Source organism: Aquirufa antheringensis (assembly GCF_023921165.1).
In the GTDB taxonomy this organism is placed as follows: domain Bacteria; phylum Bacteroidota; class Bacteroidia; order Cytophagales; family Spirosomataceae; genus Aquirufa; species Aquirufa antheringensis.
The window spans coordinates 1,896,468-1,923,405 of record NZ_CP049835.1; the positions used below are offsets into that span (position 1 = coordinate 1,896,468).

The window sequence follows — 26,938 nt, forward strand, 5'->3', positions numbered from 1 at the left end:
ACTCTATTATCTCTACTCTCCTTCAGGAGTATACCCATCACTATGCCCCATCAAGTGATTTCCCTCCAGCCAGTTCGGGAAAATCTGCATGTGTTTGTCTTTTAGGGTATCCATAATCGTCTCGCGAAGTTCGGCTAAATTGCTGCGTTGTTCTGCGGAGATGAAAACGGTTTTAGGTGTATTGGTTTGCCAGTGTGTTCGTTTCAAAAAGGCCGTCACCCGGTCCATTTTACTTAATTCTGGTTCGCCATCTAGACCCACTTCGGATCCCTCGAAGAAAATATCTTCGACAGGGAAGAGGTCGATTTTGTTAAAGACTAGGATGGTTGGTTTGTCACCTACGCCCATTTCGTTCAGGATTCCTTGAACGACTTCAATTTGTTCCTCAAAATTTGGGTGGGAAATATCCACCACGTGTAATAAGACATCAGCCTCGCGCACCTCATCTAAGGTCGATTTAAAGGATTCGATTAAGAGGGTAGGGAGCTTGCGAATAAAACCTACGGTATCCGTTAATAAGAAAGGAATGCCTTCCCAAACTACTTTGCGGACGGTGGAGTCGACTGTAGCGAATAATTTGTTTTCGGCGAAAACATCCACTTTCGCTAATTTTTGCATCAGAGTAGACTTGCCTACGTTTGTATAGCCCACAAGTGAAATGCGAACCATTCGATCCCTATTTTTTCGTTGCGTATACGATTGTTTATCTATGTGTTCTAATTTATCTTTCAAAAACGAAATGCGATCGTTTGCAATACGGCGATCCGTTTCTAATTCTTTTTCACCTGGACCACGCATACCTACACCACCCCGTTGTTTCGAAAGGTGAGACCACATACGGGTTAATCGGGGTAACATGTATTGGTATTGCGCGAGCTCTACTTGCGTTTTGGCCTGAAGTGTTTTTGCTCTTTGGGCAAAAATATTGAGTATGAGTAAACTCCGATCTAATACTTTCATCTCTTTACCTAAAAGCGAGATTTCATATTCGATATTACGGACCTGGGACGGGCTTAGGTCGTCATCAAAAATAAGCATGTCCACATCTTTAGCAACTAGATAGGCAATGATATCATCTAATTTTCCCTTTCCCACGTAGGTGCGGTTGTCGGGTTTGGCTAAGTTCTGTGTAAACGTGGCTAAGGTCAAAACACCTGAAGTAGAAGCTAGAAATGCTAATTCCGCGAGGTATTCTGCCGTTTGTTCGGCCGTTTGCTTTTGAGAAGTGACGGCTACTAAGACAGCGGTTTCTTGCTCCTCATCCGTGCTGTGAATTACGTTATTTTTCATTTTAGCTAAAAAAAGCCTTTCTGCAAAGAAAGGCTTTCTTGTTAGGTAAGCTGTTATACTTATGCGTTTAGCGCCTCTGCACCCCCTACGATCTCTAAGATTTCTTTCGTAATGGCTGCTTGACGTGAACGGTTGTACTCTAATTTCAATGCTTTAATTAATTCACCTGCGTTATCAGTCGCTTTATCCATGGCTGTCATACGCGCACCGTGTTCAGAAGAATTCGATTCTAATAGGGCACGGAAGATAGATAATTTGATTGACTTTGGAATTAATTCAGAGATGATTTCTTCCTCAGACGGTTCAAAAATGTAATCAACAGAACTTGCTTTTTCGCCTGATTCTGAGGCTACTAAAGGAAGTAATTGCTCTGTTTGGATGATTTGAGTCGCTACGTTTTTCGAATAGTTGAAAAGAACTTCTACTACATCGAATTGCTTCTCTGTGAAGGCGTTTAAAACCACTTCACCGATTTCGCGTACATTCGTAAAATTCAATCGAGTGAAAATGTCAGCGTGAGCCTCATTCACTTTAAATCCACGACGAGAAAGGTATTCGCCTCCTTTTTTTCCTAGTGCCAAAACCTCTACGTTCCCAGCCGCGTTCAAGTCTGCATATTTCTCTTGTACTAAAGCCATCGTCGCTTTTCCTACGTTCGCATTGAATGCGCCGCAAAGTCCACGATCCGACGTTACTACAATGATTAATGCACGCTTAATCTCACGCACTTCTGTGAAAGGATTCTCTGCGCCTGCCTCTGTTTGAGCAGAAACCGTTGCAATCATTTCCGCTAATTTCTGAGCGTAAGGGCGCATTTGGTGGATTGCATCCTGAGCACGACGCAACTTCGCAGCGGAAACCATTTTCATAGCTTTCGTGATTTGTTGCGTCGAGTTAACGGATACAATTCTATTTCTTACTTCTTTTAAGGAAGCCATAGTATTCTAATTTTATGCTTTGTACTTAGCTGCTACTTCATTACCCACACGCTTCAACGTAGCGGTTAAGGCATCATCGTATTTCCCTTGACCTAATGCTACTAACGTATCATTTTCTGTCGCACGTAATACTTGAATGAAATCTTGTTCGAATTCACGAACTTTTTCTACTGGCACATTATCTAAGTTACCAGTTGTGGCTAAATAAATCATCGCAACTTGCTCCTCCACACGTTGTGGTGCGAATTGAGGTTGCTTTAACATTTCTAAGTTACGGCGACCACGGTCAATCGTTAATTTAGTCGAAGCATCTAAGTCAGATCCGAATTTAGAGAAGGCCTCTAATTCACGGAATTGAGCTTGATCTAATTTTAACGTACCCGCTACTTTCTTCATTGACTTGATCTGCGCGTTACCACCTACACGAGATACCGAGATACCTACGTTAATCGCTGGACGAATACCTGCGTTGAACAAGTTTGTTTCTAAGAAGATTTGACCATCGGTAATCGAAATTACGTTCGTAGGAATGTAAGCCGAAACGTCACCCGCTTGTGTTTCGATGATCGGAAGAGCTGTTAAGCTACCGCCACCTTTCACTAAGTGTTTGATCGATTCTGGTAAGTCGTTCATATTACGAGCGATCTCATCCGAGTTGTTAATTTTCGCTGCACGCTCTAATAAACGAGAGTGTAGGTAGAAAACGTCACCTGGATACGCCTCACGTCCTGGTGGACGACGTAATAAAAGGGAAACTTCACGGTAAGCTACCGCTTGCTTCGATAAGTCATCATAAACGACTAAAGCTGGACGACCTGTATCACGGAAGAATTCACCGATCGCTGCACCTGTAAAGGGAGCGTAGAATTGCATCGGAGCTGGATCACCTGCTGAAGCTGAAACAACAACGGTGTAATCCATCGCACCTGCTTTACGCAAAGTTTGCTCAATTTGCTTCACAGTAGAAGCTTTTTGACCAATCGCTACGTAGATACAGAAAACGGGTTCTCCTTTATCGTAAAATTCTTTTTGATTAATGATTGTATCGATACAAACCGCTGTTTTACCTGTTTGACGGTCACCGATTACTAGCTCACGTTGTCCGCGACCTACTGGGATCATTGCATCAATCGCTTTGATACCTGATTGTAATGGTTCTGTAACGGGTTGACGGAAGATTACTCCGGGTGCTTTACGCTCCAAAGGCATCTCGTATAAATCACCTGTGATAGGACCGTTTCCGTCGATAGGCTCACCTAAAGTGTTCACTACGCGACCTAAAATCCCGTCACCTACTTTAACTGAGGCGATTAGGTTTGTTCTTTTTACAGTATCACCCTCCTTAACTGAGCTAGAGTCTCCTAATAATACAGCACCTACGTTATCCTCTTCTAAGTTCAAGGCTAACGCTTTTAGACCGTTTTCAAAAACGATCAACTCACCTGCTTGCACGTTAGATAGGCCGTAAATACGTGCCACACCATCACCCACTTGGAGTACGGTACCTACTTCTTCTAGTTCTGCGACAGTTTTAGCTTGGGATAATTGTTCCCTTAAAATTGCTGAAACTTCATCTGGTCTTACTGATGCCATATAAAATGGAGGGGTTTAATAATTTTAAACTGATTTTTAAACTATTTATTTTGAATCAAATTTCGGGTGCAAAATTAGCTAGGAAATTTCAATATTCCCATAATTATTACAAAAAAAGACGTTAATCATAAGACTTTTTGAAGAATAGGATTTTGCTCAAGATAATACAGCTGTTAAATGCCGTTAAAATTCTTGAAAAAGAGGCATTTTTGCTTATCTTCGAACCTTTGTTTTTAAATCAATTCTCTATTTTATGAAAATTAAATTATTAGCCATTTTTGCTTGTCTTGTTTCGTTGAGTTCTGTAGCACAGACTAAAAAGAAGCCCACAACTAAACCTAAGTTGACTATTTCGGTAACGAAAGTGCCCGTGAAAGAATTCGCAAATCAAGTAGATTCTGTTTCTTATGCCGTGGGCGTGCTTGTGGCTCAGAATTTTAAGTCTCAAAAAGTGACCTTAAATCCAGCGATGGTGGCCAAAGGCTTCGAGGCAGCTACCCAAGGTGGCGCTTTGAAAATGACAGAACAAGAATGTCAAAATGTGGTTTCGGCTTACATGATGAAAAATCAAGAGGCGCTTGCCTTAGAAAAATCGAAAGAGTTTTTACCTAACAAGGAGGCTGGAGAGAAGTTTTTGGCAGAAAATAAAAAGAAAGACTCCATCATGGTGACATCTTCTGGCTTACAATATAAAATCATCAAATTAGGTACAGGTCCTAAACCGGTGGCCACTGATAAAGTAAAAACCCATTACCACGGAACATTAATTGATGGTACTGTGTTTGATTCTTCAGTTCAACGTGGTGAACCTATTTCGTTTCCGGTAAATGGAGTAATTCCTGGCTGGGTTGAGGCATTGCAGTTAATGCCAGTAGGGTCTAAATTTAAATTATTTATTCCTGAAAACTTAGCCTATGGCGTTCGTGGTGGTGGTCAAACCATCAAACCTTATTCTGCTTTAGTTTTTGAAGTAGAACTATTAGAGATTGAAAAGTAAACCTATGAAGAAGATACTTCCTATTTTCATCCCGCTTTCCTTATTGGTTGTTTGGTTTATGCACGGTTCAGACCTGCAAAATCAGATCAATTACCAAGAAGGTGATTTGCAACCCTCTGCTTTGCAACGCAAGGTAGAGAGTAAGGTATTTGAGATTTTGAGCAATTACCACTACCGCAAAGTGCCGGTAAATGATTCCTTGTCCTCGAAGATTTTCGATTCGTATATCAAGCAATTGGATCCGAATAAGGTGTTTTTCTTGGCATCGGATATAGATGAATTAGAAAAGTATCGTTTTACGATTGATGAGGCCCTAAACTTAGGGGATTTAACCTCAGCCTTTCAGATATATAATGTGTACCAAAGTCGCATGAAAGCCCGTTACGCTTTCATTACGGCACAATTGGATAAGCCAACGGATTTTACCGTTGATGAAACCTACCAGCCAAACCGAGAGAAAGCGACATGGGCGAAATCGGAGTCGGAGTTGGATGATTTTTGGCGTAAGGATTTAAAACGTCAATTATTAGACTGGAAAATCGGTGGTAAAGCGGATACAACTTCTGTGCGCGAATTAAAAGAGCGTTACAAGCGGACGGAAAAGTACATGGCGAAAACGAAGTCAGAAGACGTTTTCCAAGTCTTTATGAACGCCTACACGGAAAGCATTGATCCGCACACAACCTACATGATTCCCAAGGCGGCGGAAGAATTCAACAAGGATATGTCCCAAAGTTTCGAAGGAATCGGTGCTACACTTCGTCTAGAAGGCGATTACGTAAGTATTGTAGACTTAGTTCCGGGTGGCCCCGCATATCGCAGCAAGCAAGTGAACCCGAAAGACCGAATCGTGGGAGTAGCACAGGGAGAGGATGGAAAATTCGTCGACATCATCGGTTGGTTTACGGATGATGCGGTGAAATTAATCCGTGGTCCTAAAGGAACCGTCGTTCGCTTAAAGATTTTACCTGCCTCGGGAGTGACGGGTTCGCCGACCACAGAGGTGCGTATCGTTCGCGAAAAGATTAAACTAGAAGAGCAGACGGCGAAGAAAGAGATTTTGTTCCAAAAGCAAGGAGACAAAACCATCAAAATTGGTTTAATCACGATACCCATGTTCTACCGTGATTTTGAAGGGGCTCGCAATAATGAGGCAGGCTTTAAATCTACTTCAGCAGATGTGCGCAAGTTTCTTTTGGAGTTCAAGAAAGAAGGAATCGATGCCTTGTTAATAGACTTGCGTAACAACGGTGGAGGATCCTTAATCGAGGCGGTTGATTTAACAGGCTTATTTATTACCTCTGGACCTGTGGTGCAGCGTAAAGAATCAACTGGCCAAATCACACAGGAAAATGATGAGAATCCAGAATTAGTCTACGATGGTCCCATGGCTGTATTGATTAACCGTTTCTCTGCTTCCGCTTCGGAGATTTTTGCCGGTGCTATTCAAGATTACCAACGAGGAATTATCGTAGGGGAGCAATCCTACGGTAAAGGGACCGTTCAAAGCGTGTTAGATTTAAGTCGTTTCGTTCGTTCGGAGAAAGAAAATCCAGGTGTATTGAAGATTACTTTGGAAAAATTCTACCGCATCACAGGAAGTTCTACACAACATAAAGGGGTGAGTCCTGATTTCGCTTTACCATCGGCTTTCTCTGCGGAGGAATTTGGTGAAAGTTCTCAGCCAAGTGCGTTACCTTGGGATATGATTCGTTCGACTACGTTTACGAAGACAGGAAAAGTGAATCCTGCTACGGTGAAGCAATTACAGGTGGCTTTCCAAAATCGCTTGAAAACGAAGCCTGAGCTATTGAAATTGAAAGAGGATTTAGAGCGTTGGAAGAAATTAAAGGAAACGAATTCGATTGCATTGCAATATGATAAGCGCAAGAAAGAACTAGATGACCAAAAGAAAAAGCCAGATGAGGCTGCGGCTGTGATGGAAGTGTTGGCAGGTGCTGAAGCGGAAGACACGAAGTTGGTTTCTAAAGAAAAAGACAAGCACGCGAAAGATACGTATTTGAAAGAGACGCAACAGATTATTGCGGATTGGTTGAAAGGACCTTTGGCAAGCGTAAAACCTGTGGCTAAAAAATAATGAAAGCGTTAACCGATGTATTGAAAGAATCTTCGAAACTGGTTCGGGAGACCGGCCAATGGATTCTTGCGCAATCATCGCAGTTTACGAGTTCGGATATTATCTATAAAGGAACGAATGATTTAGTTTCCTTTGTGGATCAGCAGGCCGAAGCGAAATTAAAACAAGGACTTTCAGCTATTTTTCCAGAGGCGGCCTTTATCGCGGAGGAAACTTCGTCGAATTACGAGGAAGTAGGGGAGGGTTATTATTGGGTGATTGATCCTCTAGATGGAACCACGAATTTCCTGCACAAGCTGCCGGTATTCGCCGTTTCGGTGGGTTTGATCCTGAATAAACAGCCCATTCTAGGTTTGATTTATGAGCCTAATCGCGATGAATTATTTACCGCGGTGAAGGGACACGGAGCGCATTTGAATGGCAAACCCATTCAGGTTTCTCCTGAAAATTCCTTGTCTAAGTCTTTATTAGCCACCGGATTTCCCTATTACGATTTCTCCTACCAAGACCGGTATTTAGATTTATTGAAGGAACTAATGCGTTCTTCGCACGGTTTAAGACGCATGGGTGCGGCGGCCATTGATTTAGCTTATACGGCCTGCGGTCGTTTTGAAGGCTTTTTTGAGGCTAATCTGAAGCCCTGGGATGTCGCTGCAGGTAAAATCATTATCGAAGAAGCGGGAGGAATGGTGACCAATTTTTCGGGTGGCCAGGACGTTATTTTTACGGGTGAAATTATTGGTGCAGGTCCCATATTCTCGGAATTTTTAGGAACTTTGCAATCTAAGTGGTTTGATTAATATGGAAAACGGGATCATCTTTTTGGTATTTGCTGCGGCGCTCGTTTATTTAGTTCGCCTGGTATACAATCAGTTTTGGGGTAAGAATGCAGGGAACTGTGCCAAAGGCTGTGGTACCTGCGCAGCTTCTTCCTCCATCGAAAAAATGAACAGTGAAAGAAGCTAATTCCGGTAAAACATTCGATTTTCAGATCATTAAACGGTTGTATGGCTTTATTCAGCCCTACCGTTTTCGCTTTTGGTTTCTGGTCTTTTTGATTCTTTGTATGGCAGGGATTTCCCCTGTTGTCCCCCTTTTAATTCGCTATACTTTAGATAATTACCTAGGCTTGACTTTCGCCTCCGATTTAGTTCGTATGCTGGGTTGGATGCTGGGGGCCCTCTTATTGCAAACAGGTTTGCAGTTTTCTACTTCGTATTTAGCCGGTTATTTAGGCCAAACCGTCATCCGCGACATTCGCATTCAATTGTATGAGAAGATTGTTCATCTGCGTTTGGCTTTCTTTGACGCGACACCTATCGGGCGTTTAGTAACGCGGACGGTGTCGGATATCGAAACATTGAATGACGTTTTTTCAGAAGGACTAGCCTCTATCGCGGGCGATCTTTTGCAATTATTCCTGATTTTAGGGGTGATGTTTTATGCGGATTGGCGCTTGACCCTGATTATTATTGCGACAGTCCCTTTTATGATTTTTTCGACTTATGTGTTCAAAGAATACATCAAGAAATCATTCAATGAGGTTCGAACGGCGGTCGCAAATCTAAATTCCTTTGTGCAGGAACATATTTCTGGGATGTTAATCGTCCAAATGTTTCACGCCGAAAAGCAAGAATTAGCGAAATTTAACCGCATTAACGAGGAACATCGCGACGCTAATATTCGGGGTATTTTGGCCTATTCGGTCTTTTTCCCTGTGGCGGACGTCATTGCGGCGATTGGTACGGGGCTAGTTGTCTGGGCAGCATCCACCTACATTGTGAAGGAAGAGATGGGAGTGGGGACCTTGACCGCATTCATCATGTTTATTAACTTGTTTTATCGTCCTATTCGGATGTTAGCGGATCGGTTCAATACACTACAAATGGGGATAGTGTCGACGGAGCGAATTTTAACGCTCTTAGATTCGACGGATTACATACAAAATAACGGAACCATTCAGGCGGATCACATCGAAGGTAAAATAACCTTTTCAGATGTCACTTTCGCTTACCAAGAGCCAGAGTGGGTAGTTAAAAACGTGAGTTTTACGGTAGAAGCGGGAAAAACCTGTGCGATTGTGGGAGCGACTGGAGCTGGAAAATCATCCATTATTGGTTTATTAGGGCGTTTATATGATTGCCAAAGTGGTGAGATCAACATCGATGGCGTTCCTTTGACCTCTTACGAAATAGGCTCTTTGCGCAAAAACATCGCGGTGGTATTACAAGATGTGTTCTTATTTAGTTCTTCGATTGCCTACAATATTCATCTAGGTGATGAGTCGATCACTCAGGATAAAATGGTAGAAGCCGCGAAAGCAGTGGGTGTCCATGATTTTATTCTTTCACTTCCAGGTGGCTATGATTATGAGGTAAAAGAACGTGGAGCTACCTTGAGTGTTGGGCAAAGGCAGTTGATTTCGTTTGTGCGTGCTTTGGTCCATAATCCGAAGATTATTGTACTGGATGAAGCCACCTCTTCCGTGGATTCTGACACGGAAGTATTGATTCAACAGGCGATTTCTACCTTGATGAAAGGGCGTACAGCAGTTGTGATTGCACATCGTTTGTCTACCATTCGAAATTCAGATCAAATTTTAGTGATGGATAAAGGGGAAATTAAAGAGCGCGGGACGCAAGATGAATTATTGGCTTTGGATGGTTTATATGCGCAACTCTATCACCTACAATTCAGAAAATAAACGTATCTTTGCGGGCTTATGAATTTGAAAAATAAAATACTAGTTTGTTTAATCGCCTTAATCGGTTTAAGTGCGTGTGGGAAGTTCGAGAAGTTCAGAAAGAGCGCGAGCGTTACGACTAAGTACAAAGCCGCGGTTGATTATTACAATAAGAAAGAGTTTGATAAGGCTGGGATTCTTTTTGATGAGGTTTTGCCGCTATTAACGGGTGATTCTACGCAGGAAATGGCTACTTTTTACCAGGCCAAATGTGATTTCGAATTAGCAAACTATACCGTTGCTAATACGCACTTTAAGCGTTTCTCTGAAGTGTTTTCTCGTTCAGAATATGCAGAAGAGTCGATTTACATGGCTGCCTTTTCGCTTTACAAGGATTCCCCTAATTTCAATTTAGATCAAACAGGTACTTTAGCGGCTATCAATGAATTGCAGAGTTATTTGAATAATTACCCAGATTCTAAATACCGGGAAGATTGCAGTTTGATGATCAAGGATTTGCGGAAGAAACTGGAGAAGAAAGCCTATGAAAAGGCTAAATTGTATTACAAAACCTCTCCCTTTAACATCGCCTCTTTGAAGTCTGCTGTCATTGAGATTACGAATTTCCAACGTGACTTCCCTGATTCTGATTACAATGAGGAGATGGCTTATTTCAAGGTAGTTTCCCAGTTTGATTTGGCAAAAAGTACGGTCGAATTCAAACAAAAGGAGCGTTACGAAGACGTATTGAAGTTCTATTTAGAATTCATCGATAAGTATCCACAGAGTTCGTTACTGAAAACAGCTGAAAAATGGTACACGGAGAGCCAAAATGAGGTCACCCGAATCGCCAAATTAGAAGCAGAATACAAGGCATTGCAGGAAAAAGAGAAGTCGAATACTTCGAAAATTGCTACCAGTCCTCAATAGTATTTCTTAAAAAATAACGTTAAATTTGCAATCTTAAATTATATAGAGATGTCTAAGACTCCAACAAATCCATCCATCATTACACGTGATGTAGATAAGATCGCTGCTAAAACTGGTAACGTATACGAATCGATTTCGATCGTAGGACAACGTGCACGTCAGATTTCAAGCAAGATGAAAGAAGAATTATCAGGTAAATTATCTGAGTTCGCTTCTTCTGTAGATAATTTAGAAGAGATTTTTGAGAACCGCGAGCAAATCGAAATCTCTAAATACTACGAGCGTATGCCTAAGCCTTCCGCTTTAGCTATCGATGATTTTTTAGCTGATAAAGTAGATTTCAGAAACCGCGAAGAAGGTACAACTGAAAACTAGTCACCTGTGATTTTAATAGATCGATCATGAAATCAATGCGATTTCTGTTGATATTCCTTTTAAGTTCTTGGGCTGTTCAAGCTCAAGAACTTTTAACTTCTATTAGTATCAGTACAGAGCAATTACAGCTCGACCAGCAGCGAGGCGGTTCTCAAGTCTATGCTGAATTACAACGAACAATGCAGGAATTTATGAATGGCCGGAGGTGGTCATCAGATAATTTTGCACCCGAAGAAAAAATCAAATTAACGATTAATTTACTGTTAACGAAGTCCTCCGCCCAGGGAGACATCGAGGCAACAGCGCGTGTACAAGTTTTGCGTCCCATTTACGGTACCTCCTATGAAACGGTTTTATTGAATTTAGTGGACAAGAATTTCAATTTCAAGTACCAATTAGGTACGCCTATTACCTACAATGACAATAGCTTTTCGGATAACTTGAGTTCGATGATGGCATTTTATGCTTATTTGGGACTAAGCTATTCATATGATTCTTTTGCCCCAAAAGGAGGAGAACCTTTCGTTCAGAAATTAAATAATCTAACGAATCTAGCCCAAAACGCTGGTTCTGGCTGGGGCGTCATCTCTGATGTTCGCAGCAGAATGGGCGTATCGGAGAACTTAATTAACCAAAATTTGCAGGGCATGCGAGAGGTGAACTACCAGTACCATCGCCTCTATTTAGATAAAATGTCAGAGAATCCGGATGCAGCCAGAAAGGGAATTCTTGATCTATTGAAGTCGATTAGGGAGATGAATACCTTGCGCCCAGGTGCGGCTAGTATTCGCGTCTTTTTTGATGCCAAATCAGAAGAAATCATTTCCCTTCTGGACGAAGCCCTCCCGGCTGAACGTCAGCAAGCTTTTACTTATTTAAGTACGTTGGATCCGATTAGGACGGAGGCGTATCGCAGATTATTAAAATAGCGAGCTGCTTCGCAGCAGTATCCAGTGGACAGTGGTCAGTTGATAGTAGAGCATAGATAGGAGATTAGAGATAATAGAGAATAGATGTTTTTTCTCTCTACTCTTTGCTCTCTACTCTATAATCTTTAAAGCTCCGCTTTTCAATTCAAAAACAGCCACCAACTCCGTCTTATCCGTCACCTTATTCCGATTATCAATTCGTTGTCCTAGGATCCAGGCAACAGAACCTTTGCTTAAAAGGATTTGAGTATTCTTTTTGATCGCCAAGGGCACTTTCTTATCCGTTAGGAAGTCCGAGATAAGCTTCTTCTGGTTCATTCCTAGTGGACAAAACCAATCCCCATCTTGTGCTTTTCGTATTTCAAGAGGAAAATCAAGTGTGTCTGCATCAAGACAAGCCACATTCGGATCCGTGATCGCTTTCCAGTCAGCCGTTCTTTCTTCGATGAAAATATGTAATTCTTGATTTCCCAGTTGAATGACTTCATCTTCTTCGGAGATGACGATGGGTTTATAATCCGCTTGACTTTTCTGTGATATGATCCATTGGCCGCGATCGATATTCAAACTATGGCTAGGAGATTCAAAAATGGCACCCACTTTATCCGACTGTAAAATGGCTTCGATGGAGGTCGAATTGAAGTGGTAGCTGAGTAATAGTTCAGTGAGTAAAACGGTGCTTTTGGGGGTTAATGAAGGTATTTTGACCGTTACATTCCCAGCTGCATCAGTAGAGCTGTTTTCGCTGATAAAAGCTTGCAATTCTTCTTGCATCCAGGCTTCTATCCCTTTGATTTTTGAACTAGTGGCTGCGAGGGTTTGCTCGAAATGGGCGTTCAGTTCTTGGAACTTGGGCATTATTTCGTGGCGAATGAAATTGCGTTGGTATTTGGTCGATTCATTCGAAGAATCTTCACGCCAAGCCAATTTGTGACCGACTACAAAGTCGAAAATAGCGTCTTGGCTGGCAAATGATAAGGGACGGATTAAATTTCCTGATTTAATGGGAATACCATGAAAACCGGCGATTCCAGTGCCTCGAACTAGATTAATGAGCATCGTTTCCGCGCTGTCTAATTGGTGGTGACCGGTCGCAATAAAATCATAACCTTCTTTTACACGGATTTCTTCAAACCATTGGTAGCGCAAAATGCGAGCGGCCATTTGGGTGGAGATCTTTTCTTGTGTGGCGTATGCGTTTGTGTCGAAGCAGATGGTGTGGTAGGGGACTTTGAGGGTTTTGGCGAATTTCTTCACGAAAACCTCGTCCGCAAGCGATTCTTCACCGCGAAGGCTGAAGTTGACGTGGGCGATTCCAAATTTATATTTGGCCAAAGAAAACAGTTTACTCAATACAACAGAATCAATTCCGCCACTCACGGCGACTAGAATTTTCTGGTCGGGTTGGAATAAATTCTCTTTTTGGACAAAATGGATAAAATCTTCCAGCATAAAATTGGTAAATTGCGTGTTCAATGGAGCTACGAAATTAGCGATTCAATTTCAAGATGCGTTACAAAGGTTGGATTTTCCTGGTATTTCTTCTGAGTTTGTCGTTTTTAACACAAGCGCAAGGGCAACTTTTGCAAGTCATTCGAGCGGACAGTTTGAATGGAATGCAACAGGATTTAATCATGCGCAAAACCCTGGTAGGTCGCGTATTATTGCAACAAGGAACGACTACGCTTTCCTGTGATCAGGCCGTTTTGAACTCTACCACGAATAACGTGGAAGCTTACGGCCATGTGCGCATCATTCAAGCCGATACGGTAACTATTACAGGTGATACGGCATTGTACATCGGGAATATGCGCCAGGCCTATATCAGCGGCCGGGTGAAATTAGATGATCATACGATTATCTTGAATACACCCAAATTAGACTATGATTTAAACTCCAAAATGGCCATCTATCATTCAGGAGCTAAGATCATCGATAAAAAATCTACCCTGACGAGTCGCGAAGGCTTTTACAATACCACGACTAAGAATTTTTTATTTAAAGAGAAGGTTCGCGTCATCGATAAAGAAGGAGGCTCCGTAAAAGCAGATTCACTGAAATACAACACGCTCTCCAAGGAAGCCTTTTTCATTGCACCCACGGAAATTGTGACGAAAAAAGATACCGTCATTACCAGTCGCGGTTTCTACAATACGATCACGAAGGTGTCGAATTTTACGGGTCGTTCGACGGCAAAAACCGACGAATATATTCTGACAGCAGATACCTTATTTTACGATTCTCCTACCCAAATTGGGGTGGCAAAAGGGAAGGTTGAATTCGTTAGCCAAAAAGAAAAAGTAATCTTGAAAGGGGATAATGGCCGTTATGCGGGTAAAACGGGTATCACTCGGGTTTATGGCCACGCGTGGATGCAGAACATTATGGAGAAGGATACGCTGTATTTGACAGCGGATACCTTGGTCTCTGTTAATATTAAAAAGGATTCGATTCGGAAGTTATTTGCCTACAAAAATGTCCTCATTTATAAGTCTGATCTCTCTGGTCGATGCGATTCGCTAGGTTATGATGTGCAGGATTCAATCATTCATTTCTACCAAAAACCGATTCTCTGGACCCAAGATTCTCAATCTCAAGCTGACTCCATTTCCTTGTTTATGGGGAATCAAAAGCTAAAGGAAATGCGTTTGCGTGGTAAATCCTTCGTGATTTCGATTGATTCAGCAAACCACTACAACCAGATTAAGGGAAGGAAAGTGTTGGTTCATTTCAAAGAGGATTCTAAGCTGAACCGGGTGAATGTAGAGGGGAATGGGGAAAGTATCTATTATGTCATCGATGATAAGAAAGTAACCACTGGATTGAATCGAGTGGAATGCAGTCGAATGAACTTGTTTTTTGAAGATAATAAGGTGAAGAAGATTGCCTTTATCACGAAGCCAGAGGCTAAGTTCGTGCCTCCCAAAGAATGGAAAGGTGACCTGCAAGAATTAGATGGATTCCGCTGGAGAATCTCCGAAAAGCCATCCCTCCAAACCATTCTGAAACGGGTGGAATACCAAGTCCTTGTTAAAAAACCTTAAAAAGGACAGAGCCATCTGAAAATGTACTAATTTCGTCTCAACGATTTGAGAATGAAAATAGTATTGCGACATATCACTTTAATTTTAGTCCTAGTAGCTCTGCTAGGATTCAAAAATGACCCCTATTTATTTCAGGCAGATCGTATTTTCGTTTCCCATTTATATCCTAATCCGGCTGCCGATTATGCTTTGGTCGATTACCAATTTTCGGGTAATAACCAAGATGTCAAAATAGCGATTTATAATGTGTTAGGATTAGTGGTAAAGGAAGTCGAACTGGATAAAGAGGATCGCAGCGCTAAAATATCCTTGCGTGAATTGAATAGTGGACTGTATATGTACCAGCTGCTCGTAGATGGTAAACCTGTCGCCACAAAGAAGTTGATGGTGCGTAAGCAATAATAAAAAGAGCCGCATAATTAGCGGCTCTTTTTATTTGTCTTAAGGAGATTTCTTAAAAACCTCCCACCGTTCTCTTAATGAAGGCTGTCAAATCAGCCCCCGTTAATAGATTTTGCGATAATAAAGCTAGGTCAGAGATTTGTTTCGCTAGCGCTTTTTGTTCGCTCTCGTCTTTCAAATCAGCTAGTTTACTAATCAACGGGTGGTTTGCATTGATGGTTATGTTATAGGTGTTTGGCATCGCTCCAAACATGCCCATACCGCCACCGCCGGTCTTCGACATATCACTCATTCTGCGCATAAACTCGTTTTGAGTGACGATGGCAGGTAATTCATCGGGTGACATCGCCTCTACGGCCACTACTTTTTGTTTGTCATTTAGGGTTTCTTCGAAGACTTTCTTTACGCTCTCTTTTTGAGCATCAGATAAAATCGCTTCCAAAGTAATCCCCGTATCAATTAATTTGTCGACTGCATCAGCATCTACACGCTTCCATTGCGTCTTTTCTAATTTAGACTCCATCGTATTAATGAAGTGGCTGTCGATCAAGGTATCCAATTTAATGACTGAGTAACCTTTGTTTTGGGCGGATTGAATAAAGGCATCTTGTTGCTCTACGTCGGTGGTATACAAGTACACCTTGTTTCCGTCCTTGTCTGTTTGGGCAGCTTGCACCTCTTCACTGTATTCGTCTAACGTGAAATATTTGTTGTTCGTATCTTGAACTAAACAAAAATCTTTCGCTTTTTCTAAGAATTTCTCATCTGAGATCATTCCGTACTTGATGAATAAGCCGATATTCGCGAACTTCTCTTCGAAAGCAGGACGATCCGATTTGAATAATTCTGCTAATTTATCAGCTACTTTCTTCGTGATGTACGAATTGATTTTCTTTACGTTCGAATCTGCTTGCAAGAACGAGCGAGAAACGTTCAATGGAATATCTGGTGAGTCGATGACCCCGTGCAATAACATCAAGAATTCCGGAACGATGTCTTTCACTTCATCGGTAATGAATACTTGGCGACTGTAAAGGGAGATTTTTTCGCGTTGCAACTGCATCTCGTTTTTCACTTTTGGGAAATATAAAATACCCGTTAAATTAAACGGATAGTCCACATTTAAGTGAATCCAGAACAAAGGCTTCTCTTGGAATGGATATAATTCCTCGTAGAATTTCAAGTAATCCTCGTCTGTTAAATCAGACGGAGATTTAGTCCAAATCGGGTTCGGGTTATTAATTACCTTATCGCCAAACTCAATCTCAATCGGCAAGAACTTGCCGTATTTCTCCAAGATCGACTTTAATTTAAACTCCTCTAAAAACTCTTCTGAATCTTCTGCAATATGCAAGATGATATCTGTACCGCGCGTCTTCTTTTTGGCTGATCCAATCGTGTATTCGGTAGAACCATCGCACTTCCAAGAAGCGGCCTCAGAACCTTCTTGGTACGATTTTGAGATGATCTCGACCTCTTTCGCCACCATAAAGGCAGAATAGAAACCTAGACCAAAATGTCCGATAATACCTTTGTCATCTCCTTGGTCCTTGTATTTCTCTACGAATTCCGTAGCTCCAGAGAAGGCGATTTGGTTAATGTATTTCTTGATTTCTTCTGCGGTCATACCGATACCGTTGTCAGAAATCGTGATGGTCTTTTTGTCTTTGTCAAAACTAACTTTCACCTTTAGTTCCCCTAATTCGCCGTTAAATTCACCAATGGAACTTAATCGCTTGATTTTTTGGGACGCATCTACGGCGTTTGAAACTAGCTCACGAAGGAAAATCTCGTGATCCGAATAGAGAAATTTCTTGATGATGGGAAAAATGTTCTCGGTGTGAATGGAGATGTTACCTGTTTCTTTCATATTTTTTAAAATTAATAATCCTACATTTGGGCATCCTTTTGCAATTTTAATTCCAAGTCGGCTGGAGGTGTCACATTGTCAGTTTTTATGAGGAAACTTGCCTTACTTATATTTCTTTCATTCGCTGTAAACGCCCAGCAGGAATCTTTGCGAATGGCCTATCCATTTCTCCCCTTAGCCATTAATCCTGCGGATGCAGGAGCGCAGAAGATTTTTTCTGCCAAAGGGATTTTTCGCAAAAAGCCTCTTTTTCAGACGATAGGCGGCGCCTCGTCTTCACAACAGTTAATGAGCATTGATCTGCCTTTGCAAAAGGGGAGCTGGGGCTTGGGCTTTTTGGGATATAATACGGATCAATCCTATGCAACTCCCTCAGGTATGATTTCCTCTAATCTAGGTTTAGCGGTGGTCGTCTCGAAGCATGAACATTGGGGGAGAGGGAATCAGTTGAGTTATGGTGTCAATCTAGGGGTGAATCAATATCCCATTTTAGGCAAATCGGGTTCGAGTGAATTGTTAGGAAGCATTGGGATAGGGGCGACCTATCGAAAAGAAGCCTTGATGGTGGGAATTTCGAAGCCTACTAATCGATTTGATGGATTGGGAGATGCGCCTTTATATTTGCAAGCGTCCTATTATTTCCCCGTGGGTGATTTGCATACACTAAAAGTGGGAACCGTTTTAAGAAAGGATCTGCAGACGAAAGTGGATTTAAATGCTGTTTTTTGGTACCAAGAAAAACTTGGTATTGGGTTGTGGTACCAGCAGACGGGTTCGGAGTTTGGTGATCCAGCATTTTTAGGTTCGCTGGAGGTGCCGCTAGGTTTGAATTTTAGAGTAGGTTATTCGTATGATTTTCTAGGTAAGAATGTGTCTACACTTGGTTCGACTACTTCGAGTGAAGCGTCTGGTTTTCATCAAATTTTCCTCCGTTATGACCTCGATTTTGGGTTGGGGAAATTAGGTCAATTTAGACCTTAAAAGAATAGGCTAATTATTGGTGATTTTAGAGGAAAAAATTGAAATTATTAAAGAAATTTTAGGGTGCTTTTATAATGGATAAAATTCCTCAGAAATTTGTGCACTTATAGCTAAAAAACCCAAGAATAAGTAGGGGTATTTTGCGGAGCAAATAGTAAATTGCGTAGATTTTAGCATTTATAGATTGTTAAGATTGTACTAAACCAAAACATTGAAACATTTCTTTGGCCTAAAGCCTAGAAAATTAACTTATGGATCCATTTTCCTACGTAGCCAATGCCGACACGCAAGTCATAGCTGACTTGTATGAGGCGTATAAACAAGATCCCAATTCAGTAGATAGCTCTTGGAGAGATTTCTTCAAAGGTTTCGACTTTTCTCAAACCTGGTTAGGCGAGGGAGCACCTGCGGGCGCTATTTCAGCTGATTCAAGCCACGTTCAGAAAGAAATGGCGGTTATCTCCTTGATTAAGGCATTCCGTTCAAGAGGCCACTTATTATCTAAAACTAACCCGGTGCGTGAGCGCAAGGATCGTAAGCCACGTTTAGATTTGGCGGATTATTCTTTGTCTGATGCGGATTTAGATACCGTTTTCCAAGCGGGATCTTTCATGGGTTTAGGTGCAGTGACTTTGCGCACGATTCAAGCAGCTTTACATAAAATCTATGCAGGTTCAGTGGGTTTCGAATATTCGTATATCCGCGACGTACAGCAAAAAGAGTGGTTACGTAATAAAATCGAGAAGGAAGCACTTTCATTCAAGCCTACGTTTGAGGAGAAAAAGCACATTCTTCAGAAGATGAACGAGGCCGTTGTTTTTGAGAACTTCTTAGGTACAAAATATTTAGGCCAAAAGCGTTTCGGCTTAGAAGGTGGAGAATCCACTATCGCCGGTTTAGATGCGATTATCAATGTAGCAGCTGATGCGGGTGTGAAGGAGGCGATGATCGGGATGGCGCACAGAGGTCGTTTGAACGTTTTGGCAAACATCATGCATAAATCATACGAAGCAATCTTTGATGGTTTCGAAGGAAATGTTCCTAATGAAATTCACGGGGATGGTGATGTAAAATACCACTTAGGTTATTCAAGCAAGCATATTTCACCTAAAGGAAGCGAGATTTCGTTGAAATTAGCTCCTAATCCATCACACTTAGAAGCGGTGAATCCCTTAGTAGAAGGTTTCTGCCGTGCAAGTGCAGATGCGCATTATAACGGAGATTACGATAAAGTATTACCTATTTTAATTCACGGAGATGCGGCGGTAGCCGGTCAAGGTATCGTATATGAGGTAACTCAGATGGCGAAATTAAAGGGTTACGGAACGGGTGGAACCATCCACTTTGTGATCAATAACCAGGTAGGTTTTACGACAGACTTTGAAGATGCTCGTTCGGCGATTTATTGCACGGATGTGGCTAAAATCATCGATGCGCCTGTATTCCACGTGAATGGAGATGATCCAGAAGCAGTGGTATTTGTGTCTCGTATGGCGGCAGAATACCGTCAAGAATTTAACCGCGATGTATTTGTGGATATGGTTTGTTACCGTCGTAATGGCCACAACGAATCAGATGAGCCTCGTTTTACGCAGCCTACGTTGTATGCGAACATCACGAATCACCCAAACCCACGCGAGGTTTACACACAACAATTAATCAAGAACGGCGAGATCGAGGCTAAATTAGCCGAAGAAATGGATTCCGCTTTCAAAGCTGAATTACAGGCTCGTTTAGATATGGTGAAGCAAAAAGTAAGCCCACCGTATGTTCCTTTGAAATTAGATAACCGCTGGTCAGCGCTTCGTTTCTCGAACGAAACGGATTTCGATTCGTCTCCTAAAACGGCGATCTCGAAAGAGGTGATTGATTCAGTAGCGAAAGCCTTGACTTCTTTGCCAAAAGGTTTTACTGCCTTAAAGCAAATCGAAAAAGTAATCGCAGATCGCAAAGGATATTTCGAAAAAGGCCAATTAAACTGGGCTACGGCTGAATTATTAGCCTACGGTTCTCTTTTATTAGAAGGAAAGCCTGTTCGTTTATCAGGTCAAGATGTGCAACGTGGTACGTTCTCTCACCGTCACGTCGTATTACACGATGCGAACACGAATGAGAACTACAATTCGTTAAACCACATTAAAGAGGGTCAAGAGCAAGCGCAGATTTATAACTCTTTACTTTCTGAGTACGGCGTATTAGGTTTCGAATTTGGTTATGCCTTAGCGAATCCAGACGCCTTAGTTATTTGGGAAGCACAGTTTGGTGACTTCGCAAATGGCGCTCAAACGATGATTGACCAATTCGTTTCATCTCACGAATCGAAGTGGGGTACTCAGAATGGTTTAGTGATGTTATTGCCGCACGGTTATGAGGGACAAGGTCCAGAGCACTCGAATGCACGTCCAGAGCGTTTCTTGCAGTTAGCTGCGGAAAACAACATGATCGTGGCGAACTTAACGACGCCAGCGAATATTTTCCACGCTTTACGTCGTCAATTGACTTGGGATTTCCGCAAGCCATTAGTCGTGATGTCGCCTAAGTCTATCTTCCGTCACCCGAAAGTGGTTTCGCCTATCGAAGAGTTTACGAAGGGTAAATTCCAAGAGGTGATCGGTGATAGCTATGCAGATAAGGCCAAAGTGAAGAAGGTATTACTTTGCTCTGGTAAAGTATACTTCGATCTATTGGATCGCCAAGAAAAAGATAAGCGCAAGGATGTGGCGATTGTACGTTTGGAACAATTACACCCATTCCCTACGAAGCAAGTAGACGCAGAATTAGCGAAATACAAAGGCGCAGATGTATTCTTCGTGCAAGAAGAACCGGAAAACATGGGCTACTGGTCGTATGTGATCCGCGAATTTGGCTGGTCTAAATTCAAAGGTTTAGTCGCGCGTAAAAAATCCGCTTCTCCAGCGACTGGGTTCTTGAAAGTTCATGGCGTAGAGCAAGCAAACCTAATTAACAAAGCATTCGAATAATAGAATTATTATGGCTATAGAAATGAAAGTGCCCGCTGTGGGCGAGTCGATTACGGAAGTGACCGTTGCTACTTGGAACAAGAAGGAAGGCGATCACGTGAAATTAGACGAGGTTTTGTGCGAATTAGAATCGGACAAAGCGACCTTTGAATTGCCTGCAGAGGCGGAAGGTGTGTTGCATATTGTGGCGAAAGAAGGCGATGTTCTTCCGATCGGCGCAATCATCTGTACGATTGAGGCAGGTGGAGCAAGCGCTTCAGTGAAAGTGGCAGATGCGGCACCTGCGGCAGCTGTGCCTGCAGCAGCACCAGCACCAGCTCCAGCGGCGGGTCCTACGTCTGTTTTAGAAGTAAAAGTTCCTGCGGTAGGGGAGTCGATCACGGAAGTGACGGTTTCTGTTTGGAATAAGAAAACAGGGGATAGCGTTTCTTTAGACGAAGTACTTTGCGAATTGGAATCAGATAAAGCGACGTTCGAATTGCCAGCTGAATCAGCGGGTGTATTAGAAATTGTGGCTGAATCAGGAACGGTAGTTCCGATTGGAGGAATTTTGGCAAGAATCACTGTAGGTGGTTCTGTAGCTGTGGCAGCTCCTGCCCCAGCAGCAGCTCCATCTGCTCCAGCAGCTCCAGCTTCTTCTGGGGATGCGACATATGCAGCGGGTCACCCATCTCCAGCAGCAGCAAAAATATTAGATGAAAAAGGAATCTCCGCTGCTTCGGTAGCAGGTTCAGGCGTAGGTGGTCGCATCACGAAAGAGGATGCGGTTGCTGCAGTTAAACCAGCTTCGGCATCGGCTCCAGCCGCTTCTGCTCCGGCAGCAGCGACATCAGATCGTACACGTCGCGAAAAAATGAGCTCATTGCGTAAGACAGTGGCTCGTCGTTTAGTGGCAGTGAAGAATGAAACAGCGATGTTGACGACGTTTAACGAAGTCGATATGAAGCCTGTGATGGATCTTCGCGGTAAATACAAAGATAAATTCAAGGAGAAACACGGTGTAGGCTTAGGCTTCATGTCGTTCTTCACCAAAGCAGTTTGTGTAGCTTTAAAAGAGTACCCATCTGTGAATGCAAAAATCGATGGAGACGAAATCGTATTCCACGACTATTGCGATATTTCCATTGCGGTATCTGCGCCGAAAGGCTTAGTAGTTCCTGTGATTCGTTCAGCGGAAAACTTGTCTCTAGCTGGAATTGAATCAGAAGTGGTTCGTTTAGCTGGTAAGGCACGTGAAAACAAATTGAGCTTAGAGGAAATGAGTGGCGGTACGTTCACCATTACGAATGGGGGAGTATTTGGTTCGATGTTATCGACTCCGATTATCAACGCACCACAAGTGGCGATCCTAGGTATGCACAATATCGTAGAGCGTCCTGTAGTAGTTGATGGCCAAATCGTCATCCGTCCTATCATGTACTTAGCACTTTCATATGATCACCGTATTATCGATGGTCGTGAGTCGGTTAGCTTCTTAGTTCGCTTAAAGCAACTTTTAGAGGATCCAGCTCGTTTATTATTAGATATTTAATCAATTGGATAGGCCTTAGCGGGCCTATTCGCTTTCAATCGCCTATATGCAAGATTTTGATGTAGTAGTTATTGGTTCTGGCCCTGGTGGATACGTTTCGGCGATCCGTTCGGCTCAATTAGGTTTCAAAGTAGCCATCATTGAGAAATACGCCGTGATGGGTGGAACTTGTTTAAATGTGGGATGTATTCCTTCTAAAGCGCTTTTGGACTCGTCTGAGCATTATTACAATGCCGTTCATAGCTTCGAAGAGCATGGAATCGATATCGCGAAGCCGAAGGTGAATATGGGCCAAATGATCAAGCGTAAAGCGGGTGTGGTTTCGAATTTGAATGCAGGTATCTCGTATTTGATGAAGAAAAATAAGATCACCACTTTCCATGGTTTGGGTTCATTTGATTCCGCTAAAACGGTGAAAGTGACCAAAGAAGATGGTTCTTCCGAAGTGATCTCAGCTAAAAACATTATCATCGCGACAGGTTCTAAGCCGACGATCTTGCCTTTTATTCCGGTGGATAAAGAGCGTATCATCACTTCGACAGAGGCCTTAAAGATGAAAGAAGTTCCGAAACACTTAATCGTGATCGGTGCGGGAGTAATTGGTGCTGAATTAGGATCAGTTTATGCCCGTTTAGGTTCCAAAGTTTCATTCATTGAATTTGCGGATAGCATGATTCCTACGATGGACAAGACGATGGGAAAAGAATTACAGAAGTCGATTGCCAAAATGGGCGCCGAATTCTACCTATCTCACAAAGTGACTTCCGCAGCTGTTAAAGGCAAAGAAGTGACAGTGAAAGCACAAGATTCCGCTGGAAAAGAAGTCGAAATCAAAGGTGACTATTGCCTAGTTTGTATCGGTCGTCGTCCTTATACTGATGGTTTAAACTTAGCTGCAGCTGGTTTAACAGCAGATGAGCGCGGTCGTGTTGCCGTAGATGAGCACACGCTTCAAACTTCGGTTCCAGGCATTTATGCGATTGGTGATGTAGTTCGTGGTGCGATGTTAGCGCACAAAGCGGAGGAAGAAGGAACCTTTGTAGCGGAAGTCATTGCGGGTCAAAAACCACACATTAACTACAATTTAATTCCAGGTGTTGTTTATACTTGGCCAGAAGTGGCTGCTGTGGGAAAGACAGAACAAGAATTAAAAGCAGCTGGCATCGCTTACAAAGAGGGTTCATTCCCATTCAAGGCCTTAGGTCGTGCGATTGCATCAGGAGATGTGGATGGCGTGTGTAAAGTATTAGCTGATGCAACAACAGACGAGATTCTAGGTGTTCATATCATCGGAGCTCGTGCAGCCGATATGATTGCGGAAGCAGTCGTTGCGATGGAATACCGTGCTTCAGCTGAAGATGTAGCTCGCATGTCTCACGCGCATCCGACGTATACGGAGGCGATGAAAGAGGCTTGTTTAGCGGCTACGGCGAAGAGGTCGATTCATTCGTAGTGGGTTAGATTAGAGATTATAGAGTAGAGAGTATAGATGGGTTCTACCGTTACAGTCATCAAAAAAGGGAGCAATTGCTCCCTTTTTTGATGTGGTATAACGTTATATTTCGAACCAAGAATCAATATTCTCTTCTCTATGCTCTATACTCTATACTTTCTACTCTATAATCTCTAATCTACCTCCAGTTCCTCAAACTTCACTCGCTTCGCCCTCGCATAAAAGCGCCATGATAGCAGGGCAGAGGAACAAACTAAACTAGCTGTTAATCCCACCCAGATGCCTACGGCACCTACTTTTTCATAAATACCGAAATAATAACAAAGTGGAATTCCGACTCCCCAATAGGAGATAACGGTAATGGCTGTAGGGATTTTATAATCTTGTAGTCCACGTAATAAGCCGAGTGAAACGGCCTGAATTCCATCAAAAAGTTGGAATATAGCACCCCAAACGACCAACGTAACTGCAATCGCAATCACTGGTAATTCTTGTGTATAACCCCGGACCAGGTATTCGCGGCCGAAGAAAAACAACAAGGCACAAGCACCCATGAATAATAAGGAAAGGATTAACGCTGCTTTCCCAGACTCGATGATTCCTGCGCGGTTTCGTTCGCCAATGGCTGTTCCTACATTAATTCCACCCGCCACAGCGATCCCTGTAGCCATCATATAGGTAATCGAAGCCATGTTAATGGCGACGATATGCGCTGCTTGAGCCGTAACTGAAATCCAGCCCATCATGACTACTGCCATACCAAAGGTTGCAATCTCAAAGAAACCTTGCATTCCCGATGGAATTCCGATGCGAAGTATATTTTTTTCTAAGACATTCTTGACCACATGTACATGACCTTTACGCAGGTAAGGTTTGAATTCTTCTCTTGTAAATACATAAATAGCTAATGTTCCCGCCATGAATAAACGGGACAGTAAGGTGGAAATGCCAGATCCGAATAACCCCAAGGCTGGAAAACCCCATAATCCATTGATCAAAATATGGTTACCAAATACATTTAAAGCCAATGCGATGATGGTAATTGTCATACCCACGGTAGTCCGTTGCAATCCATCCATAAAGCTTTTCAAAGCGATGAACCAGAATATAGGTAAAACGGATACCGAAATTAAACTTAAGAAGGGTAGGGTCAATGCTTTGTTAGCCTCTGTCTGCCCAAATAAATCGTAGTTTAGACTAACGATGTAGGTGATTAGGATGGTGATTAAGCCTAAAAAAGTAGCTACCCGCAGGTTTGCCCGCAATAGATTCCCACATTCCGTTTTGTCACCCTCAGCTACCGCTTTCGAGATCATGGGTGATACAATTTGTATGCAAATGATCCCAATGATGGCAATAGTAAAAAATATGGACTGCGCCATGCCGGATGCACCGAGGCTTTCGGCGGCACCGGTGGACATTTGGCCTACTTGAATCGTATCCGCAAGGCCCATTAGCATCACGCCCAATTCGCCTACCACGATAGGTAAGGCCAATTGGACGGTCTGTTTGATTTTAGGAAAAAGGGACATTAGATACGTACGATTTCTGCGCCGATGGCATTTAGGCGTGTATCAATGTTTTGGTAACCACGATCGATTTGTTCGATGTTATCGATGATCGAAGTTCCGTTCGCTGACATCGCTGCGATTAAAAGGGAAACACCCGCACGGATGTCTGGTGACGACATGCGGATTCCTTTTAATGTTTGCTTGCGGTCGAATCCGACAACCGTAGCACGGTGTGGATCGCAAAGGATGATTTGGGCACCCATTTCGATCAAACGGTCTACGAAGAATAGACGGGATTCGAACATTTTTTGGTGGATTAAGACCGTTCCTTTGGCCTGAATCGCTGTCACTAAAATGATTGACAATAAGTCGGGTGTGAAACCTGGCCACGGGTGGTCAGATATCGTTAACATCGACCCGTCGATGAAGTTTTCTAATTCGTAATGCTCTTGAGAGGGGATGAAAATATCATCGCCACGGAATTCCATTTTGATCCCTAGTTTTTTGAAAACTTCAGGAATGATGCCTAATTCAGGAATTTGGCAGTTTTTGATCGTGATTTCGGATTGTGTCATCACCGCTAAGCCGATGAATGAACCGATCTCGATCATATCTGGAAGCATCGTGTGCTCTGTTCCGTGTAATACATCTACACCTTCGATGATCAACATGTTCGAACCGATACCAGAGATTTTCGCTCCCATGCGGTTCAACATTTTGCTCAATTGTTGCAAATAAGGTTCGCAAGCGGCGTTGTAGATGGTTGTTTTTCCTTTGGCTAAAACGGCAGCCATCAAAATATTCGCTGTACCCGTTACTGACGCTTCGTCTAATAACATATACGCACCTTGCAATTGTGACGCATCCACTTCGTAGATTCCGCCATCTTCTGGGCTATAGTTAAACTTAGCGCCTAATTTCATGAAGCCAAAGAAGTGGGTATCTAATCTTCTACGGCCGATTTTGTCTCCACCTGGGGAAGGAATACGTCCTTTTTTGAAGCGAGCCAACGTAGGTCCTAAAAGCATTACCGAGCCACGAAGCGCAGCCGCTTTCTTCTTGTAGGTATCTGAATCTAAGTAATCAATATTCACTTGAGAGGCATCAAATTCAATGCTCGATTCCGATAAACGACGCATGCTCACGCCCATATCGCCTAATAAATCAATTAATTGATTGACGTCGCGAATGTTCGGGATATTGTGGATGGTTACAGGCTCTGCTGTTAAAACCACGGCACACAAGATCTGTAATGCTTCGTTTTTTGCTCCTTGAGGAGTAATTTCTCCTTTTAAACGGCGGCCACCGGTTACTTTAAATGATGCCATAAAT

Annotated in this window: 21 protein-coding genes; 14 read left to right on the plus strand and 7 right to left on the minus strand. The window is 42.6% G+C overall.

Annotated features, from left to right (window positions below; all coding sequences use genetic code 11):
- Positions 1–12: 12 nt before the first annotated feature.
- The 3 genes from hflX to atpA are packed head-to-tail and all read right to left on the minus strand — an operon-like array spanning position 13 to position 3,821.
- Positions 13–1,290: a GTPase HflX gene (hflX, locus tag G9X63_RS08560; RefSeq protein WP_130923538.1), complete on the minus strand. Its 1,278-nt coding sequence runs from the start codon at positions 1,288–1,290 to the stop codon at positions 13–15.
- Positions 1,291–1,349: 59 nt separating this feature from the next.
- Positions 1,350–2,228 (minus strand): ATP synthase F1 subunit gamma, encoded by an 879-nt coding sequence (atpG, locus tag G9X63_RS08565; protein ID WP_252622502.1) that lies wholly within the window; start codon positions 2,226–2,228, stop codon positions 1,350–1,352.
- Positions 2,229–2,240: 12 nt separating this feature from the next.
- Positions 2,241–3,821 (minus strand): F0F1 ATP synthase subunit alpha, encoded by a 1,581-nt coding sequence (gene atpA, locus G9X63_RS08570; RefSeq protein WP_130896204.1) that lies wholly within the window; start codon positions 3,819–3,821, stop codon positions 2,241–2,243.
- A 253-nt stretch (positions 3,822–4,074) separates the two neighbouring features.
- Between atpA and G9X63_RS08575 the strand changes: the two genes are divergently transcribed.
- Genes G9X63_RS08575 through porD form a run of 8 tightly spaced genes read left to right on the plus strand, consistent with a single transcriptional unit; the run spans position 4,075 to position 11,833 of the window.
- Entirely contained in the window at positions 4,075–4,818 is a 744-nt protein-coding gene (locus tag G9X63_RS08575; protein ID WP_252622504.1) for a BamJ family beta-barrel-assembly machinery protein, read from the plus strand.
- A gap of 4 nt (positions 4,819–4,822) precedes the next feature.
- A complete protein-coding gene (locus G9X63_RS08580; protein WP_130896206.1) occupies positions 4,823–6,916 on the plus strand; it encodes a carboxy terminal-processing peptidase in 2,094 nt (697 codons plus the stop codon).
- Positions 6,916–7,716, plus strand: coding sequence for an inositol monophosphatase family protein (locus G9X63_RS08585; protein WP_130896207.1), 801 nt, complete (start codon positions 6,916–6,918; stop codon positions 7,714–7,716). The genes G9X63_RS08580 and G9X63_RS08585 overlap by 1 nt, the downstream gene beginning before the upstream one ends.
- 1 nt (position 7,717) lies before the next feature.
- Positions 7,718–7,882 carry a FeoB-associated Cys-rich membrane protein gene (locus tag G9X63_RS08590; RefSeq protein ID WP_130923534.1) on the plus strand — a complete coding sequence of 55 codons (165 nt, stop codon included), beginning with the start codon at positions 7,718–7,720 and terminating at the stop codon, positions 7,880–7,882.
- A complete protein-coding gene (locus tag G9X63_RS08595; protein WP_252622507.1) occupies positions 7,869–9,620 on the plus strand; it encodes an ABC transporter ATP-binding protein in 1,752 nt (583 codons plus the stop codon). The genes G9X63_RS08590 and G9X63_RS08595 overlap by 14 nt, the downstream gene beginning before the upstream one ends.
- Before the next feature lie 18 nt (positions 9,621–9,638).
- Entirely contained in the window at positions 9,639–10,529 is an 891-nt protein-coding gene (locus G9X63_RS08600) for an outer membrane protein assembly factor BamD (protein ID WP_252622509.1), read from the plus strand.
- 48 nt (positions 10,530–10,577) lie between these two features.
- Positions 10,578–10,904, plus strand: coding sequence for a DNA-directed RNA polymerase subunit omega (locus G9X63_RS08605; protein WP_130896211.1), 327 nt, complete (start codon positions 10,578–10,580; stop codon positions 10,902–10,904).
- A 26-nt stretch (positions 10,905–10,930) separates the two neighbouring features.
- Positions 10,931–11,833 (plus strand): type IX secretion system protein PorD, encoded by a 903-nt coding sequence (porD, locus tag G9X63_RS08610; RefSeq protein WP_130896212.1) that lies wholly within the window; start codon positions 10,931–10,933, stop codon positions 11,831–11,833.
- A 111-nt stretch (positions 11,834–11,944) separates the two neighbouring features.
- Here porD and tilS read toward each other — a convergent pair whose 3' ends face one another.
- The gene (gene tilS, locus G9X63_RS08615; RefSeq protein ID WP_252622512.1) at positions 11,945–13,285 is read right to left on the minus strand and encodes a tRNA lysidine(34) synthetase TilS; all 1,341 of its coding nucleotides are present in this window, start codon (positions 13,283–13,285) and stop codon (positions 11,945–11,947) included.
- A 56-nt stretch (positions 13,286–13,341) separates the two neighbouring features.
- Here tilS and G9X63_RS08620 point away from each other — a divergent pair, with 56 nt between their 5' ends.
- Positions 13,342–14,877, plus strand: a complete 1,536-nt coding sequence (locus tag G9X63_RS08620; RefSeq protein ID WP_252622514.1) for an OstA-like protein — start codon at positions 13,342–13,344, stop codon at positions 14,875–14,877.
- Positions 14,878–14,928: 51 nt separating this feature from the next.
- Positions 14,929–15,279, plus strand: coding sequence for a T9SS type A sorting domain-containing protein (locus G9X63_RS08625; RefSeq protein WP_252622516.1), 351 nt, complete (start codon positions 14,929–14,931; stop codon positions 15,277–15,279).
- 52 nt (positions 15,280–15,331) lie between these two features.
- Here G9X63_RS08625 and htpG read toward each other — a convergent pair whose 3' ends face one another.
- Positions 15,332–17,149: a molecular chaperone HtpG gene (htpG, locus tag G9X63_RS08630; RefSeq protein ID WP_130923528.1), complete on the minus strand. Its 1,818-nt coding sequence runs from the start codon at positions 17,147–17,149 to the stop codon at positions 15,332–15,334.
- A gap of 87 nt (positions 17,150–17,236) precedes the next feature.
- Here htpG and G9X63_RS08635 point away from each other — a divergent pair, with 87 nt between their 5' ends.
- The 4 genes from G9X63_RS08635 (at position 17,237) to lpdA (ending at position 24,095) form a co-directional block, all read left to right on the plus strand.
- Positions 17,237–18,130: a type IX secretion system membrane protein PorP/SprF gene (locus tag G9X63_RS08635; protein ID WP_276532675.1), complete on the plus strand. Its 894-nt coding sequence runs from the start codon at positions 17,237–17,239 to the stop codon at positions 18,128–18,130.
- A 251-nt stretch (positions 18,131–18,381) separates the two neighbouring features.
- Positions 18,382–21,111, plus strand: a complete 2,730-nt coding sequence (locus tag G9X63_RS08640; RefSeq protein WP_252622520.1) for a 2-oxoglutarate dehydrogenase E1 component — start codon at positions 18,382–18,384, stop codon at positions 21,109–21,111.
- 10 nt (positions 21,112–21,121) lie between these two features.
- Positions 21,122–22,642 (plus strand): 2-oxoglutarate dehydrogenase complex dihydrolipoyllysine-residue succinyltransferase, encoded by a 1,521-nt coding sequence (gene odhB / locus G9X63_RS08645; protein WP_252622522.1) that lies wholly within the window; start codon positions 21,122–21,124, stop codon positions 22,640–22,642.
- A gap of 46 nt (positions 22,643–22,688) precedes the next feature.
- Positions 22,689–24,095 carry a dihydrolipoyl dehydrogenase gene (lpdA, locus tag G9X63_RS08650; protein ID WP_252622524.1) on the plus strand — a complete coding sequence of 469 codons (1,407 nt, stop codon included), beginning with the start codon at positions 22,689–22,691 and terminating at the stop codon, positions 24,093–24,095.
- Between the two features lie 173 nt (positions 24,096–24,268).
- Here lpdA and G9X63_RS08655 read toward each other — a convergent pair whose 3' ends face one another.
- The gene (locus tag G9X63_RS08655) at positions 24,269–25,627 is read right to left on the minus strand and encodes an MATE family efflux transporter (RefSeq protein WP_252622526.1); all 1,359 of its coding nucleotides are present in this window, start codon (positions 25,625–25,627) and stop codon (positions 24,269–24,271) included.
- Positions 25,627–26,934 carry a UDP-N-acetylglucosamine 1-carboxyvinyltransferase gene (murA, locus tag G9X63_RS08660; RefSeq protein ID WP_130923522.1) on the minus strand — a complete coding sequence of 436 codons (1,308 nt, stop codon included), beginning with the start codon at positions 26,932–26,934 and terminating at the stop codon, positions 25,627–25,629. The genes G9X63_RS08655 and murA overlap by 1 nt, the downstream gene beginning before the upstream one ends.
- Between the last annotated feature and the right edge of the window lie 4 nt (positions 26,935–26,938).

What these genes read in the sequence shown, in the direction of transcription:
- hflX (WP_130923538.1), bottom strand. Translation starts at nt 1,290, where the DNA reads ATGAAAAATAACGTAATTCACAGCACGGATGAGGAGCAAGAAACCGCT.
- atpG (WP_252622502.1), bottom strand. Translation starts at nt 2,228, where the DNA reads ATGGCTTCCTTAAAAGAAGTAAGAAATAGAATTGTATCCGTTAACTCG.
- atpA (WP_130896204.1), bottom strand. Translation starts at nt 3,821, where the DNA reads ATGGCATCAGTAAGACCAGATGAAGTTTCAGCAATTTTAAGGGAACAA.
- G9X63_RS08575 (WP_252622504.1), top strand. Translation starts at nt 4,075, where the DNA reads ATGAAAATTAAATTATTAGCCATTTTTGCTTGTCTTGTTTCGTTGAGT.
- G9X63_RS08580 (WP_130896206.1), top strand. Translation starts at nt 4,823, where the DNA reads ATGAAGAAGATACTTCCTATTTTCATCCCGCTTTCCTTATTGGTTGTT.
- G9X63_RS08585 (WP_130896207.1), top strand. Translation starts at nt 6,916, where the DNA reads ATGAAAGCGTTAACCGATGTATTGAAAGAATCTTCGAAACTGGTTCGG.
- G9X63_RS08590 (WP_130923534.1), top strand. Translation starts at nt 7,718, where the DNA reads ATGGAAAACGGGATCATCTTTTTGGTATTTGCTGCGGCGCTCGTTTAT.
- G9X63_RS08600 (WP_252622509.1), top strand. Translation starts at nt 9,639, where the DNA reads ATGAATTTGAAAAATAAAATACTAGTTTGTTTAATCGCCTTAATCGGT.
- G9X63_RS08605 (WP_130896211.1), top strand. Translation starts at nt 10,578, where the DNA reads ATGTCTAAGACTCCAACAAATCCATCCATCATTACACGTGATGTAGAT.
- porD (WP_130896212.1), top strand. Translation starts at nt 10,931, where the DNA reads ATGAAATCAATGCGATTTCTGTTGATATTCCTTTTAAGTTCTTGGGCT.
- tilS (WP_252622512.1), bottom strand. Translation starts at nt 13,285, where the DNA reads ATGCTGGAAGATTTTATCCATTTTGTCCAAAAAGAGAATTTATTCCAA.
- G9X63_RS08620 (WP_252622514.1), top strand. Translation starts at nt 13,342, where the DNA reads ATGCGTTACAAAGGTTGGATTTTCCTGGTATTTCTTCTGAGTTTGTCG.
- G9X63_RS08625 (WP_252622516.1), top strand. Translation starts at nt 14,929, where the DNA reads ATGAAAATAGTATTGCGACATATCACTTTAATTTTAGTCCTAGTAGCT.
- htpG (WP_130923528.1), bottom strand. Translation starts at nt 17,149, where the DNA reads ATGAAAGAAACAGGTAACATCTCCATTCACACCGAGAACATTTTTCCC.
- G9X63_RS08635 (WP_276532675.1), top strand. Translation starts at nt 17,237, where the DNA reads ATGAGGAAACTTGCCTTACTTATATTTCTTTCATTCGCTGTAAACGCC.
- G9X63_RS08640 (WP_252622520.1), top strand. Translation starts at nt 18,382, where the DNA reads ATGGATCCATTTTCCTACGTAGCCAATGCCGACACGCAAGTCATAGCT.
- odhB (WP_252622522.1), top strand. Translation starts at nt 21,122, where the DNA reads ATGGCTATAGAAATGAAAGTGCCCGCTGTGGGCGAGTCGATTACGGAA.
- lpdA (WP_252622524.1), top strand. Translation starts at nt 22,689, where the DNA reads ATGCAAGATTTTGATGTAGTAGTTATTGGTTCTGGCCCTGGTGGATAC.
- G9X63_RS08655 (WP_252622526.1), bottom strand. Translation starts at nt 25,627, where the DNA reads ATGTCCCTTTTTCCTAAAATCAAACAGACCGTCCAATTGGCCTTACCT.
- murA (WP_130923522.1), bottom strand. Translation starts at nt 26,934, where the DNA reads ATGGCATCATTTAAAGTAACCGGTGGCCGCCGTTTAAAAGGAGAAATT.